Consider the following 17,184-nt stretch of genomic DNA (forward strand, 5'->3'; position numbering starts at 1 on the left):
ATCCTTATGCAATGCTTACAACGCTTGCTTTATTGGCTCGCTTATCGCGCCGTAGTCATTAATAAATCGCCAGGTCATTTGGCTACCCGAAGAATTAGCAGGCAACGGTAATGTGAGCGTCTCGAAAGGTCGGATCATGTTGAGAGGCACATCATGGCCATCAACAATGACATCCATCACGCTGATATGAATCGGGTTAGGGTTCTCAGCAATAAGATTTCGGCCTTCCCGATGCCACTTCACCTTTGGTGCGGCATTTTCGGGAATCATGCGGATAGATGCCGGTCTCCAGAACAGCTTAATTCGCGTTTTAACGGCGATTTCCAGCGAATTCGCTTCTTTGTTGCTCGCAGAGGGCGGAATGTTTTTGATATTTAGCCAGAAGACAGACTCACGATCCTCTGGTAATGACAAACCTTTGGTGTGGACAATACGTAATATTTTTTCTTGTGCGGGTTCTAACCGTGATACCGGAGGAATAACAATAAATGGCGCTTTAGTTTTATCATCTTTATTAAATGGGTCCACCCATGCCTGGATGAGATAAGGAATTTTTTCTTCCTTACTAAATACAGAAATAGATTTATCTGCATTATTACTCAAATAAACAACCCGTGTACCGCCAATGACAACACCTGCACAGGTCAATGTCGGCTGGAGGAAAAAGATGCTTAGAATAATAATCCTCAATAAATTACACGAAATTGTTGTTTTAAAGAGCCTGATTAAACAACTTTTTCTGGACATAACGACTCCCTGGCCAAAGCCAACTGAATAAAAAGGCCCTGTATTAATTATTTCTTATATTCGACGGTGAATTGTGAATCCGCGTTTGCTGTACCCGCCGTTACGGTCGCATTGGTAGCAACATAGCGTGCAATAAACTTCATTTCAGCCTTACCGTCAGCGTCGATTGTGCTATAAGCAGAGTCGTTATAAAGTTTAACCTGAGAATTATCCGCCCGGTTAAAAATACGAATACCGACGCCGGTTGCCGCAATCGCTTGTCCTGTACCGGTAAAATCACCAGGTGTACCTGATGTCAGCGGTGTACCCACTTTCAGGTCACCGTCTCCGCCAGGTGCTTCAGTACCATCGAAACGGACGGCTGCCTGAGTATAGGTTGCTGGGCAATTTTCCAGTTTAATACTAAATTGCTGTGGTGACGCCAGGCTGCCTACTCCTGAAAACGCACTTTTACTGACCTTACCAAGAGGTACTGTTTGATCGGCGGTATCGGAAGTCACTTCGCATGTGCTATCGACAATTTCACCGACAAAGTGAACAACGCCATCTTCTGCAAGTGCATTTCCGGCTAACATTAAAGATGCCAGCGTAATTGCACCGCCAATAATATTACGTTTCATACAAACTCCATTGATATAATATATCCTTCAGTCTAAATCATAACTTAAATTAATAAGTGATTTTATGATTCAGAGGCATAGTACACCAAAGGGGTATTTTTATCTAAAAATAATATTAATTATGCGAAATTAAATATAAATTTATTATATAAATATTATTAAAACAGTAAAAAATCAAGTGCGTAATAGGACATCACCAATAATTCAGAATATATTTATATTAATTTGTGCATCAATAATAAACCGTTGATACACTTTATAAAAAAGGCCGCCCGTCGGCAGCCCTTTTATATCAATGATGAAAATTACTCAACCGTTACCGATTTTGCCAGATTACGCGGCTGGTCAACGTCAGTGCCTTTAATCAGCGCAACGTGATAGGCCAGCAGCTGCAGCGGAACGGTGTAGAAGATCGGTGCAATCACCTCTTCCACATGCGGCATCTCGATGATGTGCATGTTATCACTGCTCACAAAACCAGCATCCTGATCGGCGAAGACGTACAGTTGACCACCACGCGCACGAACTTCTTCAATGTTGGATTTCAGTTTTTCCAGCAGTTCGTTGTTCGGTGCGACGACGATAACCGGCATATCCGCGTCAATCAGCGCCAGCGGACCGTGTTTCAGTTCGCCTGCTGCGTAGGCTTCCGCATGAATATAAGAGATCTCTTTCAGCTTCAATGCGCCTTCCAGCGCGATTGGGTACTGATCGCCACGGCCCAGGAACAGCGCGTGATGTTTGTCAGAGAAATCTTCTGCCAGTGCTTCAATGCGTTTGTCCTGAGACAGCATCTGCTCAATACGGCTCGGTAACGCCTGCAGACCATGCACGATATCATGCTCAATGGAGGCATCCAGACCTTTCAGGCGAGACAGCTTCGCCACCAGCATCAACAACACGGTTAACTGAGTGGTGAATGCTTTGGTGGACGCCACGCCAATTTCCGTACCCGCATTGGTCATCAGCGCCAAATCGGATTCACGTACCAGCGAAGAGCCAGGAACGTTACAGATTGCCAGCGATCCAAGGTAACCCAATTCTTTTGACAGACGCAGACCCGCCAGGGTATCCGCGGTTTCACCGGACTGCGACAGAGTGATCATCAGGCTGTTACGACGCACGGCTGATTTGCGATAGCGGAATTCAGAGGCGATTTCAACATCGCACGGAATACCTGCCAGCGCTTCAAACCAGTAGCGGGAAACCATACCGGAGTTGTAAGAAGTACCACAGGCGAGGATCTGAATATGCTCAACCTTCGACAGCAGTTCGTCGGCGTTCGGTCCCAGCTCGCTCAAATCAACCTGACCGTGGCTGATGCGCCCGGTAAGGGTGTTTTTGATCGCGTTCGGCTGTTCGTAGATCTCTTTCTGCATGTAGTGGCGGTAAATACCTTTATCGCCCGCGTCATATTGCAGATTGGATTCGATATCCTGACGTTTCACTTCCGCGCCAGTTTTATCGAAGATGTTTACCGAACGGCGAGTGATTTCCGCAATATCGCCTTCTTCAAGGAAGATAAAGCGACGGGTCACTGGCAACAGCGCCAACTGGTCAGAAGCAATAAAGTTTTCGCCCATGCCCAGGCCAATCACCAGCGGGCTACCAGAACGAGCCGCCAGCAGGGTATCCGGGTGACGGGAGTCCATAATTACCGTACCGTACGCGCCGCGCAGTTGCGGAATAGCACGCAGAACAGCCTCACGCAGAGTACCGCCTTGTTTCAGTTCCCAGTTCACCAGGTGTGCAATCACTTCGGTGTCGGTTTCAGAAACGAAGGTATAGCCACGTGCTTTTAACGCTTCACGCAGCGGTTCATGGTTTTCGATGATGCCGTTATGCACCACCACAATGTGTTCAGAAACATGCGGATGCGCATTCACTTCTGAAGGTTCGCCGTGCGTCGCCCAGCGAGTGTGAGCAATCCCGGTGCCGCCATGCAGAGGATGTTCTTCCGCTGCCTGGGCCAGCATCTGGACTTTACCGAGGCGACGCAGGCGGGTCATATGACCTTCTGCATCTACAACCGCCAGACCGGCAGAGTCATATCCGCGGTATTCCAGACGACGTAAACCTTCAAGAAGGATTTCTGCTACATCACGTTGCGCGATCGCGCCAACAATTCCACACATAGTTTTTGATTCCGATTTATATCGTTGTCGGTCAACCTGTATGCCCGTTTTTCGGGCGCCCCGAGCCTTTGTAGAGAGTGGGGTTATTTTTATAGTTACTGCTTGTGGGCGGGAGATTATGTTATCTCCTCACCCCATATGGCCGGATTACCCAGCCAGAATTACTTTTTCTTTACCGGACGACGCCAGCCTTCTTTTTGCGACTGCGGCACACGGCTGATTGCCAGAGCATTTTCGCCAACATTACGCGTCACAGTTGTACCCGCAGCAATGGTTGCGCCTTTGCCTACCGTTACCGGGGCCACCAGCTGAGTATCGGATCCAACAAACACATCGTCGCCAATAATGGTTTTAAATTTATTGGCACCATCGTAGTTGCAGGTAATGGTTCCTGCGCCGATGTTGACGTTATCGCCAATTTCCGCATCCCCCAGGTAAGTCAGATGACCAGCTTTCGAGCCTTTACCCAGACGCGCTTTTTTCATCTCAACGAAGTTACCGACGTGTGCGCCTTCCAGCAACTCAGCACCAGGACGCAGACGGGCAAACGGGCCAATGGTACAGGCCGCTGCCAGATTCGCATCTTCCACAACGGTATACGGGCTAATTTCGCAATCATCGCCAATCACGCTGTTTTTAATCACGCAACCGGTGCCGATTTTCACGCGATTACCGAGAGTCACGTTGCCCTCGATGATAACGTTAGTATCAATTTCAACATCGCGCCCGTGAGTAAGCGTACCGCGCAGATCAAAACGCGCCGGATCGCGCAGCATAACGCCTGCTAACAGCAGCTTTTCAGCTTGTTCGGACTGATAAACGCGCTCCAGTCGGGAGAGTTGCAGGCGATTATTCACGCCTTCTACTTCGCTTAAACGTTGCGGATGAACGGCAACAATTTCACGTCCTTCCTGATACGCCAGCGCAATAATGTCGGTGATGTAGTATTCGCCCTGCGCATTATTGTTGGTCAGCTTCGCCAGCCAGCGTTTCATATCTGCGCCGTTGGCGATCAGAATACCGGTGTTGATCTCCTGAATCTGACGCTGCTCGTCGGTGGCATCTTTGTGCTCAACAATGCCGGTAACTTTGCCGTTTTCACGGGTGATACGTCCATAACCGGTCGGATCATCCAGTTTCACCGTCAGCAGACCAATGCCACCCTGCGGTTTAGCATCACGCAGACGCTGGAGTGTTTCAACAGAGATCAGCGGCACGTCGCCGTAGAGCATTAAAATGTCTTCGTCATCGGCAAAAAAAGGTGCAGCCTGCTGCATTGCATGACCCGTACCCAGCTGTTCTGCCTGAAGCACCCAGTTCAGGTTATCGTCTTTCAGCGCCTGTTTAAGCAGATCGCCGCCGTGACCGTACACCAGGTGAACGTGCGCTGCGCCTAATTCATTCGCAGCATCAATGACATGCTGAACCATCGCTTTCCCGGCAAGGGTATGCAGCACTTTCGGAAGATCGGAATACATGCGCGTGCCTTTACCTGCGGCAAGGATCACTACGCTCATAGCATTATTCAACATACGCGTCCTGACTGTAATTTGAGAACGAATTTAAACCGCTTCACCTTGAAAAAACTACATTTTTTTCATCGTGAAATGGACAGAGGATAAATTGTTCAATAACGGATTATCCCCGCTGACGAAAGCGCCATTTTCGACCATCGTCACGCCTTTTGTCTGCAGAAAATTAAGGCAGTACCTTCATTTAAGCGTCAGGTGGATGTTTTTGCTCTTATTTCGATCAATGAATAAACGGGAAAACCAGCGAATAATTTCGCTGGTTTATACAAGCAGGGTTAATCGCGGGACATGAAAATGCGCAGAACATACCAGAACATGGTAGCGATAGAGGCGAAGAGATGTAGCGCCGCGCCTGCCGGACGATCGGTAGGATAATGATGAATAATATTAGACGTGTCGTACAGCACGAAGCCAGCACACAACAGCACCATTGCCGCCGAGAACCAGACGCCCAGTGAGAATCCCATAAAAATGCTCGCGATAATGGCACCGAAAGCGATAAAGCCCGCCATGGTTAAAAACGAACGCATGAAAGAGAAATCTTTTTTGGTCGTGAAGGCAGTGAATGTCAGACCACCCACAAGCAGTGCTGTGGTGATGCCCGCCGCGCCAATAATTGCTGGATTAATATACGCTGCCAGTGTCAGTAAAGGTGCAAAAATTAACGCTTCTGCCAGTACGTATATCCCCAGTCCAATCAGTTGGGTCTGATTAGACTCCACATTATCTGCCAGACGAGTCGCCAGCATGCTGACCAGAATAAAAGCACCCAGCACCACCAGCCAACCAAACTGACCACTGTTCATCAGCACCCTAAGCATCATTTTGCCAAGCCCACTAAAGATAAACAGCGCGCTGAGAATGATGAACCCGACAACTGCCCCAGCCAGATGCATATAAGCACGGCGGATAAAGGTGGCGCGATCGGTCATCACAACCGGTTGGACACCTTCAAAAGACGTTTTAAAAGACATAGATATGATCCCTCATATAATTATAGAAATAATAATAACAACAGGGACGATATCACTATGGAGAAAAGGTGACAATTAACGACTTAACAAGACGCTAACTTTTTGATGAATAATATAATTTTTGTATCAATCAGCAAAATACATATAAAAAAGCCAGCCTGTTTCCAGACTGGCTTTTGTGCTTTTCAAGCCGGTGTTACATCGCTTTTTTGGTCAACTCGATAACGCGCAACTGCGCGATCGCTTTGGCCAGTTCCGCAGACGCCTGAGCGTAATCTACGTCGCCGTGAGAGCTGCTAATGTGCTCTTCAGCCTTACGTTTCGCTTCCATGGCTCGCGCTTCGTCGAGATCCTGGCCGCGAATTGCGGTGTCGGCCAGAACGGTCACGTTGCCAGGCTGCACTTCAAGAATGCCGCCAGACAGATAGATAAACTCTTCGTGACCGTGCTGTTTCACGATGCGAATCATACCAGGCTTAATGGCGGTGAGCAGCGGTGCGTGGCCCGGGTAAATGCCCAGTTCACCTTCGCTACCCGTTACCTGGATTTTCTCGACCAGACCAGAGAACATTTGTTGCTCTGCGCTGACGACGTCCAGGTGGTAAGTCATTGCCATATCACCCTCCGATTAAGGCGTTAAAGTTTTTTGGCTTTTTCCACTGCTTCTTCGATGGAACCGACCATGTAGAACGCCTGCTCCGGCAGGTGATCGTATTCGCCTTCCATGATGCCTTTAAAGCCACGGATGGTGTCTTTCAGGGAGACGTATTTACCCGGAGAACCGGTGAATACTTCTGCCACGAAGAACGGCTGGGACAGGAAGCGCTGGATCTTACGAGCGCGCGCTACCACCAGTTTGTCTTCTTCAGACAGTTCATCCATACCCAGGATGGCGATGATGTCTTTCAGTTCCTGATAACGTTGCAGGATGGACTGAACGCCACGCGCGGTGTCGTAGTGTTCCTGACCAACCACCAGCGGGTCCAGCTGACGGCTGGTAGAGTCCAGCGGGTCAACAGCCGGGTAGATACCCAGAGACGCGATCTGACGGCTCAGTACCACGGTTGCGTCAAGGTGCGCAAAGGTGGTTGCCGGAGACGGGTCAGTCAAGTCATCCGCAGGTACGTATACCGCCTGTACGGAGGTGATAGAACCAGTTTTGGTGGAGGTGATACGTTCCTGCAGAACGCCCATCTCTTCCGCCAGGGTCGGCTGATAACCTACCGCTGAAGGCATACGACCCAGCAGTGCGGATACTTCCGTACCGGCCAGGGTGTAACGATAGATGTTGTCAACGAACAGCAGAACGTCACGACCTTCGTCACGGAATTTCTCAGCCATGGTCAGGCCGGTCAGTGCAACGCGCAGACGGTTTCCCGGCGGCTCGTTCATCTGGCCATATACCAGGGATACTTTGTCGATAACGTTGGAGTCGGTCATTTCGTGGTAGAAGTCGTTACCCTCACGAGTACGTTCACCTACGCCCGCAAACACAGAGTAACCGGAGTGCTCGATCGCGATGTTACGAATAAGCTCCATCATGTTTACGGTTTTACCTACACCCGCACCACCGAACAGACCGACTTTACCGCCCTTAGCGAACGGACACATCAGGTCGATAACTTTGATACCGGTTTCCAGCAGTTCCTGAGAGTTTGACAGCTCTTCGTAGGAAGGTGCTGCGCGGTGAATCGCCCAACGCTCTTCTTCACCGATCTCGCCTTTCATGTCGACCGGTTCACCCAGTACGTTCATGATACGGCCCAGAGTCGCTTTACCTACCGGGACTTCGATCGGGTGTTCGAGGTCTTTTACATCCAGACCGCGACGCAGACCGTCGGAGGAACCCATTGCGATGGTACGCACGATACCGCCGCCGAGCTGCTGCTGAACTTCCAGCACCAGACGCTCATTACCATTTTGCACCTCAAGAGCATCGTACACGCGCGGTACGGCATCCTGAGGGAATTCGACGTCAACTACGGCGCCGATTACCTGGACAATCTTTCCAGTAGCCATCTTAAATCCTCTACGAAATAACCTGTTTAAACCGCGGCGGCCCCCGAGACGATCTCGGTGAGTTCCTGAGTAATGCTGGCCTGACGAGCTTTGTTGTATACCAACTGCAGCTCTTTAATCAGGCTGCCGCCATTGTCGGTCGCGGCTTTCATCGCCACCATACGGGCGGCCTGCTCGCTGGCCAGGTTTTCAACCACGCCCTGATAAACCTGAGATTCGACATAACGACGCAGCAGGGTATCCAGCAACGCCTTCGGATCGGGTTCGTACAGGTAATCCCAGGATTTATGTTTCAGATCATCATCATCTGATGCCGGTAACGGCAGCAGCTGGCTGATGGTCGGAACCTGAGACATGGTGTTAATAAATTTGTTGCTGACAATGTAAAGCTTGTCCAGACGGCCTTCGTCGTAGGCCTGCAACATCACTTTTACCGGACCGATCAGTTCGGACAGGGAAGGGTTATCCCCCATGCCGGTGACCTGGGCAACAACATTGCCGCCCACGGAGTTGAAGAACGACACGCCTTTTGAGCCGATCATTGCGAGGTCGCATTGAACGCCTTTGTCGGTCCAGGTCTTCATTTCCGCCAGCAGTTTTTTGAACAGGTTAATGTTCAAACCACCGCACAAACCACGGTCGGTCGACACCACCAGGTAGCCCACGCGTTTAACGTCGCGGTCTTCCAGGTATGGGTGCTTATATTCCAGATTACCGTGTGCAAGGTGACCAATCACTTTGCGCATGGTTTCTGCATAAGGACGGCTGGCCGCCATGCGATCCTGCGATTTACGCATTTTGGAAGCGGCGACCATCTCCATCGCTTTAGTGATCTTTTGCGTGTTCTGGACGCTTGCGATCTTACTACGTATCTCTTTTGCGCCGGCCATGAGCTTCTCCTCAATGCCTTGCGGCCTGCCCTAAGGCAAGCCGCCAGACGTTACCAGGATTGGGTTGCTTTGAAGGAATCGAGGATGCCTTTCAGCTTGCCTTCGATTTCGTCGTTGTAGCCACCGGTCTGGTTGATCTCTTGCATCAACGGAGCGTGATCACGGTCGACGTAAGCCAGCAGAGCGGCTTCGAAGCTGCCGATTTTCGACAGTTCAACATCCGCCAGGTAACCACGTTCTGCTGCGAACAGAACCAGAGACTGTTGCGCTACGGACATCGGCGCATACTGTTTCTGTTTCAGCAGTTCGGTCACTTTCTGACCGTGGTCAAGCTGCTTACGTGTTGCATCGTCAAGGTCGGATGCAAACTGAGAGAACGCTGCCAGTTCACGATACTGTGCCAGAGCGGTACGGATACCACCGGACAGTTTTTTCATGATCTTGGTCTGTGCTGCACCACCAACACGGGATACGGAAATACCCGGGTTAACCGCAGGACGAATACCGGCGTTGAACAGGTTGGTTTCCAGGAAGATCTGACCATCGGTAATGGAGATTACGTTAGTCGGAACGAACGCAGAAACGTCACCCGCCTGAGTTTCGATAATCGGCAGCGCGGTCAGAGAACCGGTTTTCCCTTTCACTTCACCTTTGGTGAAGGCTTCAACGTATTCGGCGTTAACACGCGCAGCACGCTCCAGCAGACGAGAGTGGAGGTAGAATACGTCGCCCGGGAATGCTTCACGTCCTGGCGGACGACGGAGCAGCAGGGAGATCTGACGGTAAGCAACAGCCTGTTTAGACAGGTCATCGTAAATGATCAGCGCATCTTCACCGCGGTCACGGAAGTATTCGCCCATTGCGCAACCGGCATACGGCGCCAGGTATTGCAGTGCAGCGGATTCAGACGCGGTTGCTACCACAACGATGGTGTTAGCCAGTGCGCCGTGCTCTTCCAGTTTACGTACCACGTTAGAAATAGTGGACGCTTTCTGGCCGATAGCGACATAGATACATTTGATACCGGAATCGCGCTGGTTAATGATGGCATCGATTGCCAGTGCGGTTTTACCGGTCTGACGGTCACCGATGATCAATTCACGCTGACCACGACCGATTGGGATCATGGAGTCAACGGCTTTATAACCGGTCTGTACCGGCTGATCTACGGACTGACGTTCGATAACGCCCGGGGCGATAGCTTCTACAGCAGAGAAGCCGTCGTGATCCAGCGGACCTTTACCGTCGATTGGTGCACCCAGAGTGTTAACCACACGGCCCAGCAGGCCACGGCCAACCGGAACTTCCAGGATACGGCCAGTACACTTAACTTTCATGCCTTCGGCAAGGTCAGCGTACGGACCCATAACAACCGCACCTACAGAGTCACGCTCGAGGTTCAGTGCGATAGCGTAACGGTTACCCGGCAGGGAGATCATTTCACCCTGCATACAATCGGCCAGGCCGTGGATGCGGATAACACCGTCACTTACAGAAACAATAGTACCTTCGTTGTGAGCTTCACTCACAACATTGAACTGAGCAATGCGCTGCTTGATCAGTTCGCTGATTTCGGTGGAATTCAGTTGCATGCTCCAGTCCCCTTAAGACTGCAAGACGTCTGCAAGGCGCTCAAGACGACCGCGTACGCTGCCATCAATGACCATATCACCCGCTCGGATGATAACGCCTGCCATTACAGACTTATCGATTTTGCAATTCAGCTTAACTTTGCGTGACAGACGTTTTTCCATCGCAGCAGAAATTTTCGCGAGCTGTTGTTCACTCAACGCGGCAGCGGAAATGACGTCTACCTCAGCGGTAGCCTCACTCACAGCACGCAGGTGAATAAACTGCTCCAGAACATCCGGGAGCGCGTTAAGACGACCATTTTCAGCCATAACCCGAATCAGGTTCTGACCGTTTTCGTCCAGTTGCTCACCACAAACTGCGATAAACGACTCGGCGAGCGTTTCTGGCGCAAGCGCGCCAGAGAGAAGCTCTGCCATTTGTTCGTTTTTGGTTACCTCGGCGGCAAACGCCAGCATGTCCTGCCAGCGTTCTACACTTTGGTGTTCGACGGCAAAGTCAAAAGCTGCTTTGGCGTAGGGGCGAGCTACCGTAATAAATTCAGACATCAGCCCCTCCCTCCTTACAGTTCAGCGACAAGTTTATCCACGATGTCGCTGTTAGCAGCTTCATCCACGGAACGTTCGATGATCTTCTCGGCGCCAGCAACAGCCAGGATAGCAACTTGCTTACGCAGCTCTTCACGGGCACGTTTACGCTCGGCTTCAATTTCCGCCTGCGCCTGGGCCACGATTTTAGTACGTTCCTGCTCTGCTTCAGCTTTAGCTTCGTCCAGAATCTGCGAGCGGCGTTTGTTCGCCTGCTCGATGATTACCTGGGCTTCCGCTTTCGCTTTTTTCAGCTGGTCGGTCGCGCTGGCCTTTGCAAGGTCAAGGTCCTTATGTGCTCGTTCTGCGGAAGCAAGGCCGTCAGCAATTTCTTTTTGACGTTTTTCGATGGCTGCCATTAATGGCGGCCATACGTACTTCATGCAGAACAGAACGAACAGGACAAACGCGATGGCCTGGCCGAGGATTGTTGCGTTAAGATTCACAGCACAATGCCTCTATTTAGTTAACGTTCTGATATTGCTCTTTAAATAAAAGCAACGCTTACTACGCGACAGCGAACATCACGTACAGACCCAGACCTACAGCGATCATCGGGATAGCATCCACCAGACCCATAACGATAAAGAACTGAGTACGCAGCAGAGGAATCAGATCAGGTTGACGCGCTGCGCCTTCCAGGAATTTACCCCCGAGGATGCCGATACCGATCGCAGCACCGATTGCCGCCAGACCCATCATCACAGCGGCAGCCATGTACAGCAGATCCATATTCAGGTTTTCCATGACAGTCTCCAGTTTGTTTCAGTTAAAACGTAGTAGTGTTGGTAAATTAATGTTCTTCAGACGCCATCGACAGATAGACGATCGTCAGAACCATGAAGATGAAGGCTTGCAGCGTAATGATCAGGATGTGGAAAATGGCCCACGGCACATTCAGGATCCACTGTGACCACCACGGCAACAGACCAGCAATCAGAATGAAAATCAGCTCACCGGCATACATGTTACCGAACAGTCGCAAACCGAGTGAAACTGGTTTGGACAGCAGGCTTACCCCTTCAAGGATTAAGTTGACAGGAATGAACGCCCAGTGATTGAACGGCTGCAGCGTCAACTCTTTCGTGAAGCCGCCGATGCCTTTCATTTTGATGCTGTAGAACAGAATCAGGATAAATACGCCCAGTGCCATAGACAGCGTTACGTTCACGTCCGCAGACGGAACCACACGCAGTGCCGGCAGACCCAGTACATGTTCAGCGATGTACGGCAGCAGGTCGATAGGCAGTAAGTCCATCAAGTTCATCAGGAATACCCAGACGAAAATCGTCAGGGCCAGCGGAGCAATCAGCTTGCTTTTGCCATGGTACATGTCTTTCACGCTACCATTAACAAAGCCGATCACCAGCTCAATCGCGGTCTGAAACTTACCTGGCACACCGCTGGTCGCCTTTTTGGCTACACTACGGAATAAAACCAGGAACAACAGACCCAGCACCACCGAGAAGAACATGGAGTCAATATTAATTGTCCAGAAGGTGGCTGGGGGGTTATGCGGATCCACCAGCGAGAATGTACGCAGGTCCAGCTGAAGGTTATTCAGGTGGTGTCCTATGTAATCCTGCGGCGTCATATTTTCTGAAGCCATGATGCCTTTTACCCTTTGTTGTTAATTACAGCCGGTGCCAGTATCTGAACCACCAGCACCAAAACCCACGTAACGATCAGCGGCAAGAATACCGCCTTTAAAACCGCCAACGCCACCACCAGTAACACCAACATCGCCAGAACTTTGAAAGCTTCGCCAAATGCGAATGTCCAGGCCACCCGGCCTTTCGCTGGTGTATGTGCCTGGTGACGCCAGGCAAATATCATAAACAAAACGTTAGGCAGAAAGACTGCCAGGCCTCCACTTAATGCAGAGACGCCCCAGAAGGGGTCTTTGAGGCTGAACAGCAATCCACTTGCTATCACCACCAGTAACTGAACGAGCAGAAGCTTCCGAGCAACGTTTCGACTCACGAGCGACACAGACATCACGTTTTTCACTCCTGCTCCCTTCGAGGTATGCCGCGTGTCGTATAAAACTTTCTTTAAGGCTTAGAGTCAAGCATCAAAAAGCGGTCAAATTATACGGTGCGCCCCCGTGATTTCAAACAATAAGTAGCCAAAAGGTGAATAAATGTTTAAATATTTTTCCAGTGCATACAATTGCGACTTTTCTGCAAACCCTGTTCGATCATGAAAAACTGTAAATAACGCGTAAACACTGGCGATAAAGCGTGCTTCAGATCACATATTGAGCATGTTCGCGCACAGCATATTTATTTACTTGGCAAATGATGCCTTTGCAAGTTTATGATATTTCAGTCTAAAAACAGATACTGTTTTAATAAATGACATTTACACAACAAAAACCACCCATTGACATTTTTAATAATGTTTTAACAGACAATGATGATTCTTAGCGCCGATTTTTAGCAGACTGATATTTTCACTTATGACTTATTTTCTGCTTACCAAAAAAAGCCACGTTACTTTGTTGATGCAAAAGAGTGAACGTGGCGTTAAATGTAACCAGTTATATCAGTAGAAAACCTGGTTGTTGTTAACAGTCTAACCGGTCAATTTTTTATGATTTTTTTGATAAAAATTAAATTTTATTTGCTTTAATCACCACCAGATGACGTTCGCCATCCAGGGCCGGAACGTGAAGTTTAACCACTGATTCGACCTGATATTCTTCGGGCAACAAAGCGATTTCATCTTCCGGTATTTGGCCTTTCAGCGCGTAGAAACGACCTTGCTCACCAGGAAGATGGTGGCACCAGCTCACCATATCGTTCAGAGAGGCAAAGGCGCGGCTAATTACGCCATCAAATGGCGGCTCAGAAGGAAACTCTTCTACCCTGCTCTGTACTGGCTCAATATTCTCCAGTTTAAGCTCATGTTGCACCTGACGAAGGAAACGCACGCGTTTACCAAGGCTATCCAACAACGTGAAATGGGCTTCAGGACGCACGATAGAGAGTGGAATGCCAGGCAGTCCTGGTCCGGTGCCGACATCGATAAACCGATCACCTTGCAGATACGGTGCCACCACAATGCTATCGAGAATATGGCGTACCAGCATCTCATTAGGATCGCGGACCGAAGTCAGGTTGTACGCTTTATTCCATTTATGCAGCATATTCACGTAGGCAATTAGCTGGTTTTTCTGGTGATCGGTAAGCGAAATTCCTGCGTCTTTCAGCAGAGAGGAGAGTTTGTTGAGCACGGTGATTACCTGTTCTTGATGCGTAGCCCGGTAAGCGGGTGCTTACCAGGCATTTTTAATGCGTTATGCGCTACGACGCAGCATACCCTGTTTTTTTAGCCACACCAGTAGAATGGAGATGGCAGCAGGCGTGACGCCAGAAATACGCGAAGCCTGACCGATAGAAGCCGGTTTGTGATCGTTAAGTTTGGCGATCACTTCGTTAGAAAGACCGGATACCTGGCGGTAATCCAGCGTCGCTGGCAGCAAGGTATTCTCGTTACGCTGCTGCTTTTCGATCTCATCTTGCTGGCGCGCAATATAACCTTCGTATTTAACCTGAATCTCAACCTGTTCCGCCGCCTGTTCGTCTGTCAACGCAGGGGCAAAAGGCGTCAGCATGGTTAATTTTTCATAAGTCATTTCCGGACGACGCAGCAGATCTTCACCATTGGCTTCACGGGAAAGCGGCGCAGTCAGGTGAGCATTCACTTCGGCTGCAGCTTCCGCCGACGGGGTTACCCAAGTCGATTTCAGACGCTGACGCTCACGCTCGATATTCTCAAGTTTCTCGTTAAAGCGCGCCCAACGTTCGTCATCCACCAGGCCCAGTTCACGACCGATTTCAGTCAAACGCAGATCTGCATTATCTTCGCGTAGCATCAGGCGATATTCTGCACGCGAGGTAAACATACGGTACGGTTCTTTGGTTCCTAAAGTGCACAGGTCATCAACCAGTACGCCGAGATACGCCTGAGAACGCGCCGGAGCCCAACCTTCTTTGTCAGCAGACAGACGGGCAGCGTTAAGACCGGCCAGCAAACCTTGCGCAGCGGCTTCTTCGTAACCGGTAGTGCCGTTAATCTGACCAGCAAAGAACAGTCCCTGGATAAACTTGCTCTCCAGCGTCGGTTTCAGGTCGCGTGGATCGAAGAAGTCATACTCAATGGCATAACCCGGACGCACGATCTTCGCGTTTTCCATCCCCTGCATGGAGCGGACGATTTGCATCTGCACATCGAACGGCAGGCTGGTGGAGATACCGTTCGGATAAATTTCGTTAGAGGTCAGCCCTTCCGGTTCAAGGAAGATCTGATGCTGATTTCTGTCGGCGAAGCGCATGACTTTGTCTTCGATCGACGGGCAGTAGCGTGGGCCGACACCTTCGATCACCCCTGCGTACATTGGGCTACGATCGAGGTTACTGCGGATCACATCATGGGTTTTCTCGTTGGTATGGGTGATATAACACGGCACCTGCTGGGGATGCTGGGACGCATTGCCCATAAACGAGAATACCGGCATTGGGTTATCGCCATGCTGTTGCGCCAGCACGCTGAAGTCGATAGTACGCGCATCAATACGCGGCGGTGTCCCGGTTTTCAGACGACCAACGCGCAGCGGCAGTTCACGCAAACGGCGAGAGAGCGGAATGGACGGCGGATCACCAGCACGGCCACCGCTGTAGTTATCCAGACCGATATGAATTTTACCGTCGAGGAACGTCCCAACGGTGAGCACGACGGCTTTGGCACGGAACTTCAGTCCCATTTGGGTAACAGCACCGACCACGCGATCGTTTTCGACAATAAGATCTTCAACCGCCTGCTGGAAGATCATCAGGTTCGGTTGGTTCTCCAGCGCCGTACGTACCGCCTGACGGTAGAGCACACGATCCGCCTGAGCTCGGGTAGCGCGAACTGCCGGTCCCTTGCTTGCGTTTAGTATCCTAAACTGGATACCCGCCTGATCGATCGCTTTAGCCATCAGGCCGCCGAGTGCATCCACTTCTTTTACCAGATGTCCCTTCCCAATACCGCCGATCGCCGGGTTGCAGCTCATCTGCCCCAGCGTGTCGATATTGTGTGTCAAAAGCAGAGTCTGTTGACCCATACGCGCCGCGGCCATCGCGGCCTCGGTGCCTGCATGACCCCCGCCAATGATGATGACGTCAAAAGGATCCGGATAAAACATGGTGATTGCCTCGCATAACGCGGTATGAAAATGGATTGAAGCCCGGGCCGTGGATTCTACTCAACTTTGTCGGCTTGAGAAAGACCTGGGATCCTGGGTATTAAAAAGAAGATCTATTTATTTAGAGATCTGTTCTATTGTGATCTCTTATTAGGATCGCACTTCCCTGTGGATAACAAGGATCCGGCGTTTAAGATCAACAACCTGGAAAGGATCATTAACTGTGAATGATCGGTGATCCTGGACCGTATAAGCTGGGATCAGAATGAGGGGTTATACACAACTCAAAAACTGAACAACCGTTGTTCTTTGGATAACTACCGGTTGATCCAAGCTTCCTGACAGAGTTATCCACAACAGATCGCACGATCTGTATACTTATTTGAGTAAATTAATCCACGATCCCAGCCATTCTTCTGCCGGATCTTCCGGAATGTCGTGATCAAGGATGTTGATCTTCAGTGTTTCGCCTGTCTGTTTTGCACCGGAATTTTTGAGTTCTGCCTCGAGTTTATCGATAGCCCCACAAAAGGTGTCATATTCACGACTGCCAATACCGATAGCGCCAAAGCGGACCGCAGAAAGATCGGGCTTCTGTTCCTGCAATGCTTCATAGAAAGGAGAAAGGTTGTCCGGAATATCTCCGGCACCGTGGGTTGAGCTGATAACCAGCCAGATCCCCGAGGCAGATAAATCTTCCAACAGCGGACCGTGCAGCGTTTCGGTGGTAAAACCCGCCTCTTCCAGCTTTTCAGCCAGGTGTTCTGCCACATATTCGGCACCGCCGAGGGTGCTGCCGCTGATAAGAGTGATATCTGCCATAAACCGCCACCTTTATTAAGAGTGGCGTATTGTACGCTGTGAACGCGTTGGGATCTACCTGTGGAAAAGTATGGGAT

Annotated in this window: 17 protein-coding genes; all 17 read right to left on the reverse strand. The window is 50.3% G+C overall.

What is annotated here, in order from left to right; all coding sequences use genetic code 11:
* Positions 1–15: 15 nt before the first annotated feature.
* On the reverse strand, positions 16–747 hold the full coding sequence (gene lpfB-O113 / locus ATB02_RS19585; RefSeq protein WP_105272126.1) for a long polar fimbrial chaperone LpfB-O113: 732 nt from the start codon (positions 745–747) through the stop codon (positions 16–18).
* Between the two features lie 47 nt (positions 748–794).
* Positions 795–1,367, reverse strand: coding sequence for a long polar fimbria major subunit LpfA-O113 (gene lpfA-O113, locus ATB02_RS19590; RefSeq protein ID WP_032185533.1), 573 nt, complete (start codon positions 1,365–1,367; stop codon positions 795–797).
* A gap of 305 nt (positions 1,368–1,672) precedes the next feature.
* Entirely contained in the window at positions 1,673–3,502 is a 1,830-nt protein-coding gene (gene glmS, locus ATB02_RS19595) for a glutamine--fructose-6-phosphate transaminase (isomerizing) (protein WP_000334093.1), read from the reverse strand.
* A 161-nt stretch (positions 3,503–3,663) separates the two neighbouring features.
* Positions 3,664–5,034, reverse strand: a complete 1,371-nt coding sequence (glmU, locus tag ATB02_RS19600; protein ID WP_000933745.1) for a bifunctional UDP-N-acetylglucosamine diphosphorylase/glucosamine-1-phosphate N-acetyltransferase GlmU — start codon at positions 5,032–5,034, stop codon at positions 3,664–3,666.
* 275 nt (positions 5,035–5,309) lie between these two features.
* Positions 5,310–6,008 carry a Bax inhibitor-1/YccA family protein gene (locus ATB02_RS19605; protein WP_000008757.1) on the reverse strand — a complete coding sequence of 233 codons (699 nt, stop codon included), beginning with the start codon at positions 6,006–6,008 and terminating at the stop codon, positions 5,310–5,312.
* Positions 6,009–6,204: 196 nt separating this feature from the next.
* The gene (locus ATB02_RS19610) at positions 6,205–6,624 is read right to left on the reverse strand and encodes a F0F1 ATP synthase subunit epsilon (protein ID WP_001251965.1); all 420 of its coding nucleotides are present in this window, start codon (positions 6,622–6,624) and stop codon (positions 6,205–6,207) included.
* A gap of 20 nt (positions 6,625–6,644) precedes the next feature.
* Entirely contained in the window at positions 6,645–8,027 is a 1,383-nt protein-coding gene (atpD, locus tag ATB02_RS19615; RefSeq protein WP_000190506.1) for a F0F1 ATP synthase subunit beta, read from the reverse strand.
* Positions 8,028–8,053: 26 nt separating this feature from the next.
* Positions 8,054–8,917 carry a F0F1 ATP synthase subunit gamma gene (gene atpG, locus ATB02_RS19620; protein ID WP_000896498.1) on the reverse strand — a complete coding sequence of 288 codons (864 nt, stop codon included), beginning with the start codon at positions 8,915–8,917 and terminating at the stop codon, positions 8,054–8,056.
* A 50-nt stretch (positions 8,918–8,967) separates the two neighbouring features.
* Entirely contained in the window at positions 8,968–10,509 is a 1,542-nt protein-coding gene (gene atpA, locus ATB02_RS19625) for a F0F1 ATP synthase subunit alpha (RefSeq protein ID WP_001176745.1), read from the reverse strand.
* Between the two features lie 12 nt (positions 10,510–10,521).
* Positions 10,522–11,055 carry a F0F1 ATP synthase subunit delta gene (gene atpH, locus ATB02_RS19630; RefSeq protein WP_001288587.1) on the reverse strand — a complete coding sequence of 178 codons (534 nt, stop codon included), beginning with the start codon at positions 11,053–11,055 and terminating at the stop codon, positions 10,522–10,524.
* A 14-nt stretch (positions 11,056–11,069) separates the two neighbouring features.
* Positions 11,070–11,540, reverse strand: a complete 471-nt coding sequence (gene atpF / locus ATB02_RS19635; protein ID WP_001052219.1) for a F0F1 ATP synthase subunit B — start codon at positions 11,538–11,540, stop codon at positions 11,070–11,072.
* A gap of 61 nt (positions 11,541–11,601) precedes the next feature.
* Positions 11,602–11,841: a F0F1 ATP synthase subunit C gene (gene atpE, locus ATB02_RS19640; RefSeq protein ID WP_000429386.1), complete on the reverse strand. Its 240-nt coding sequence runs from the start codon at positions 11,839–11,841 to the stop codon at positions 11,602–11,604.
* Positions 11,842–11,887: 46 nt separating this feature from the next.
* Positions 11,888–12,703 (reverse strand): F0F1 ATP synthase subunit A, encoded by an 816-nt coding sequence (gene atpB, locus ATB02_RS19645; protein WP_000135618.1) that lies wholly within the window; start codon positions 12,701–12,703, stop codon positions 11,888–11,890.
* 8 nt (positions 12,704–12,711) lie between these two features.
* Positions 12,712–13,092, reverse strand: coding sequence for a F0F1 ATP synthase subunit I (gene atpI, locus ATB02_RS19650; protein ID WP_000116699.1), 381 nt, complete (start codon positions 13,090–13,092; stop codon positions 12,712–12,714).
* Positions 13,093–13,708: 616 nt separating this feature from the next.
* The gene (rsmG, locus tag ATB02_RS19655) at positions 13,709–14,332 is read right to left on the reverse strand and encodes a 16S rRNA (guanine(527)-N(7))-methyltransferase RsmG (protein WP_000932851.1); all 624 of its coding nucleotides are present in this window, start codon (positions 14,330–14,332) and stop codon (positions 13,709–13,711) included.
* A 63-nt stretch (positions 14,333–14,395) separates the two neighbouring features.
* Positions 14,396–16,285, reverse strand: coding sequence for a tRNA uridine-5-carboxymethylaminomethyl(34) synthesis enzyme MnmG (mnmG, locus tag ATB02_RS19660; RefSeq protein WP_105272127.1), 1,890 nt, complete (start codon positions 16,283–16,285; stop codon positions 14,396–14,398).
* 378 nt (positions 16,286–16,663) lie between these two features.
* Entirely contained in the window at positions 16,664–17,107 is a 444-nt protein-coding gene (mioC, locus tag ATB02_RS19665; protein WP_000763742.1) for an FMN-binding protein MioC, read from the reverse strand.
* Positions 17,108–17,184 lie beyond the last annotated feature (77 nt).

It is taken from the genome of Escherichia sp. MOD1-EC5189 (genome assembly GCF_002966045.1).
Taxonomy (GTDB): Bacteria; Pseudomonadota; Gammaproteobacteria; order Enterobacterales; family Enterobacteriaceae; genus Escherichia; species Escherichia coli_F.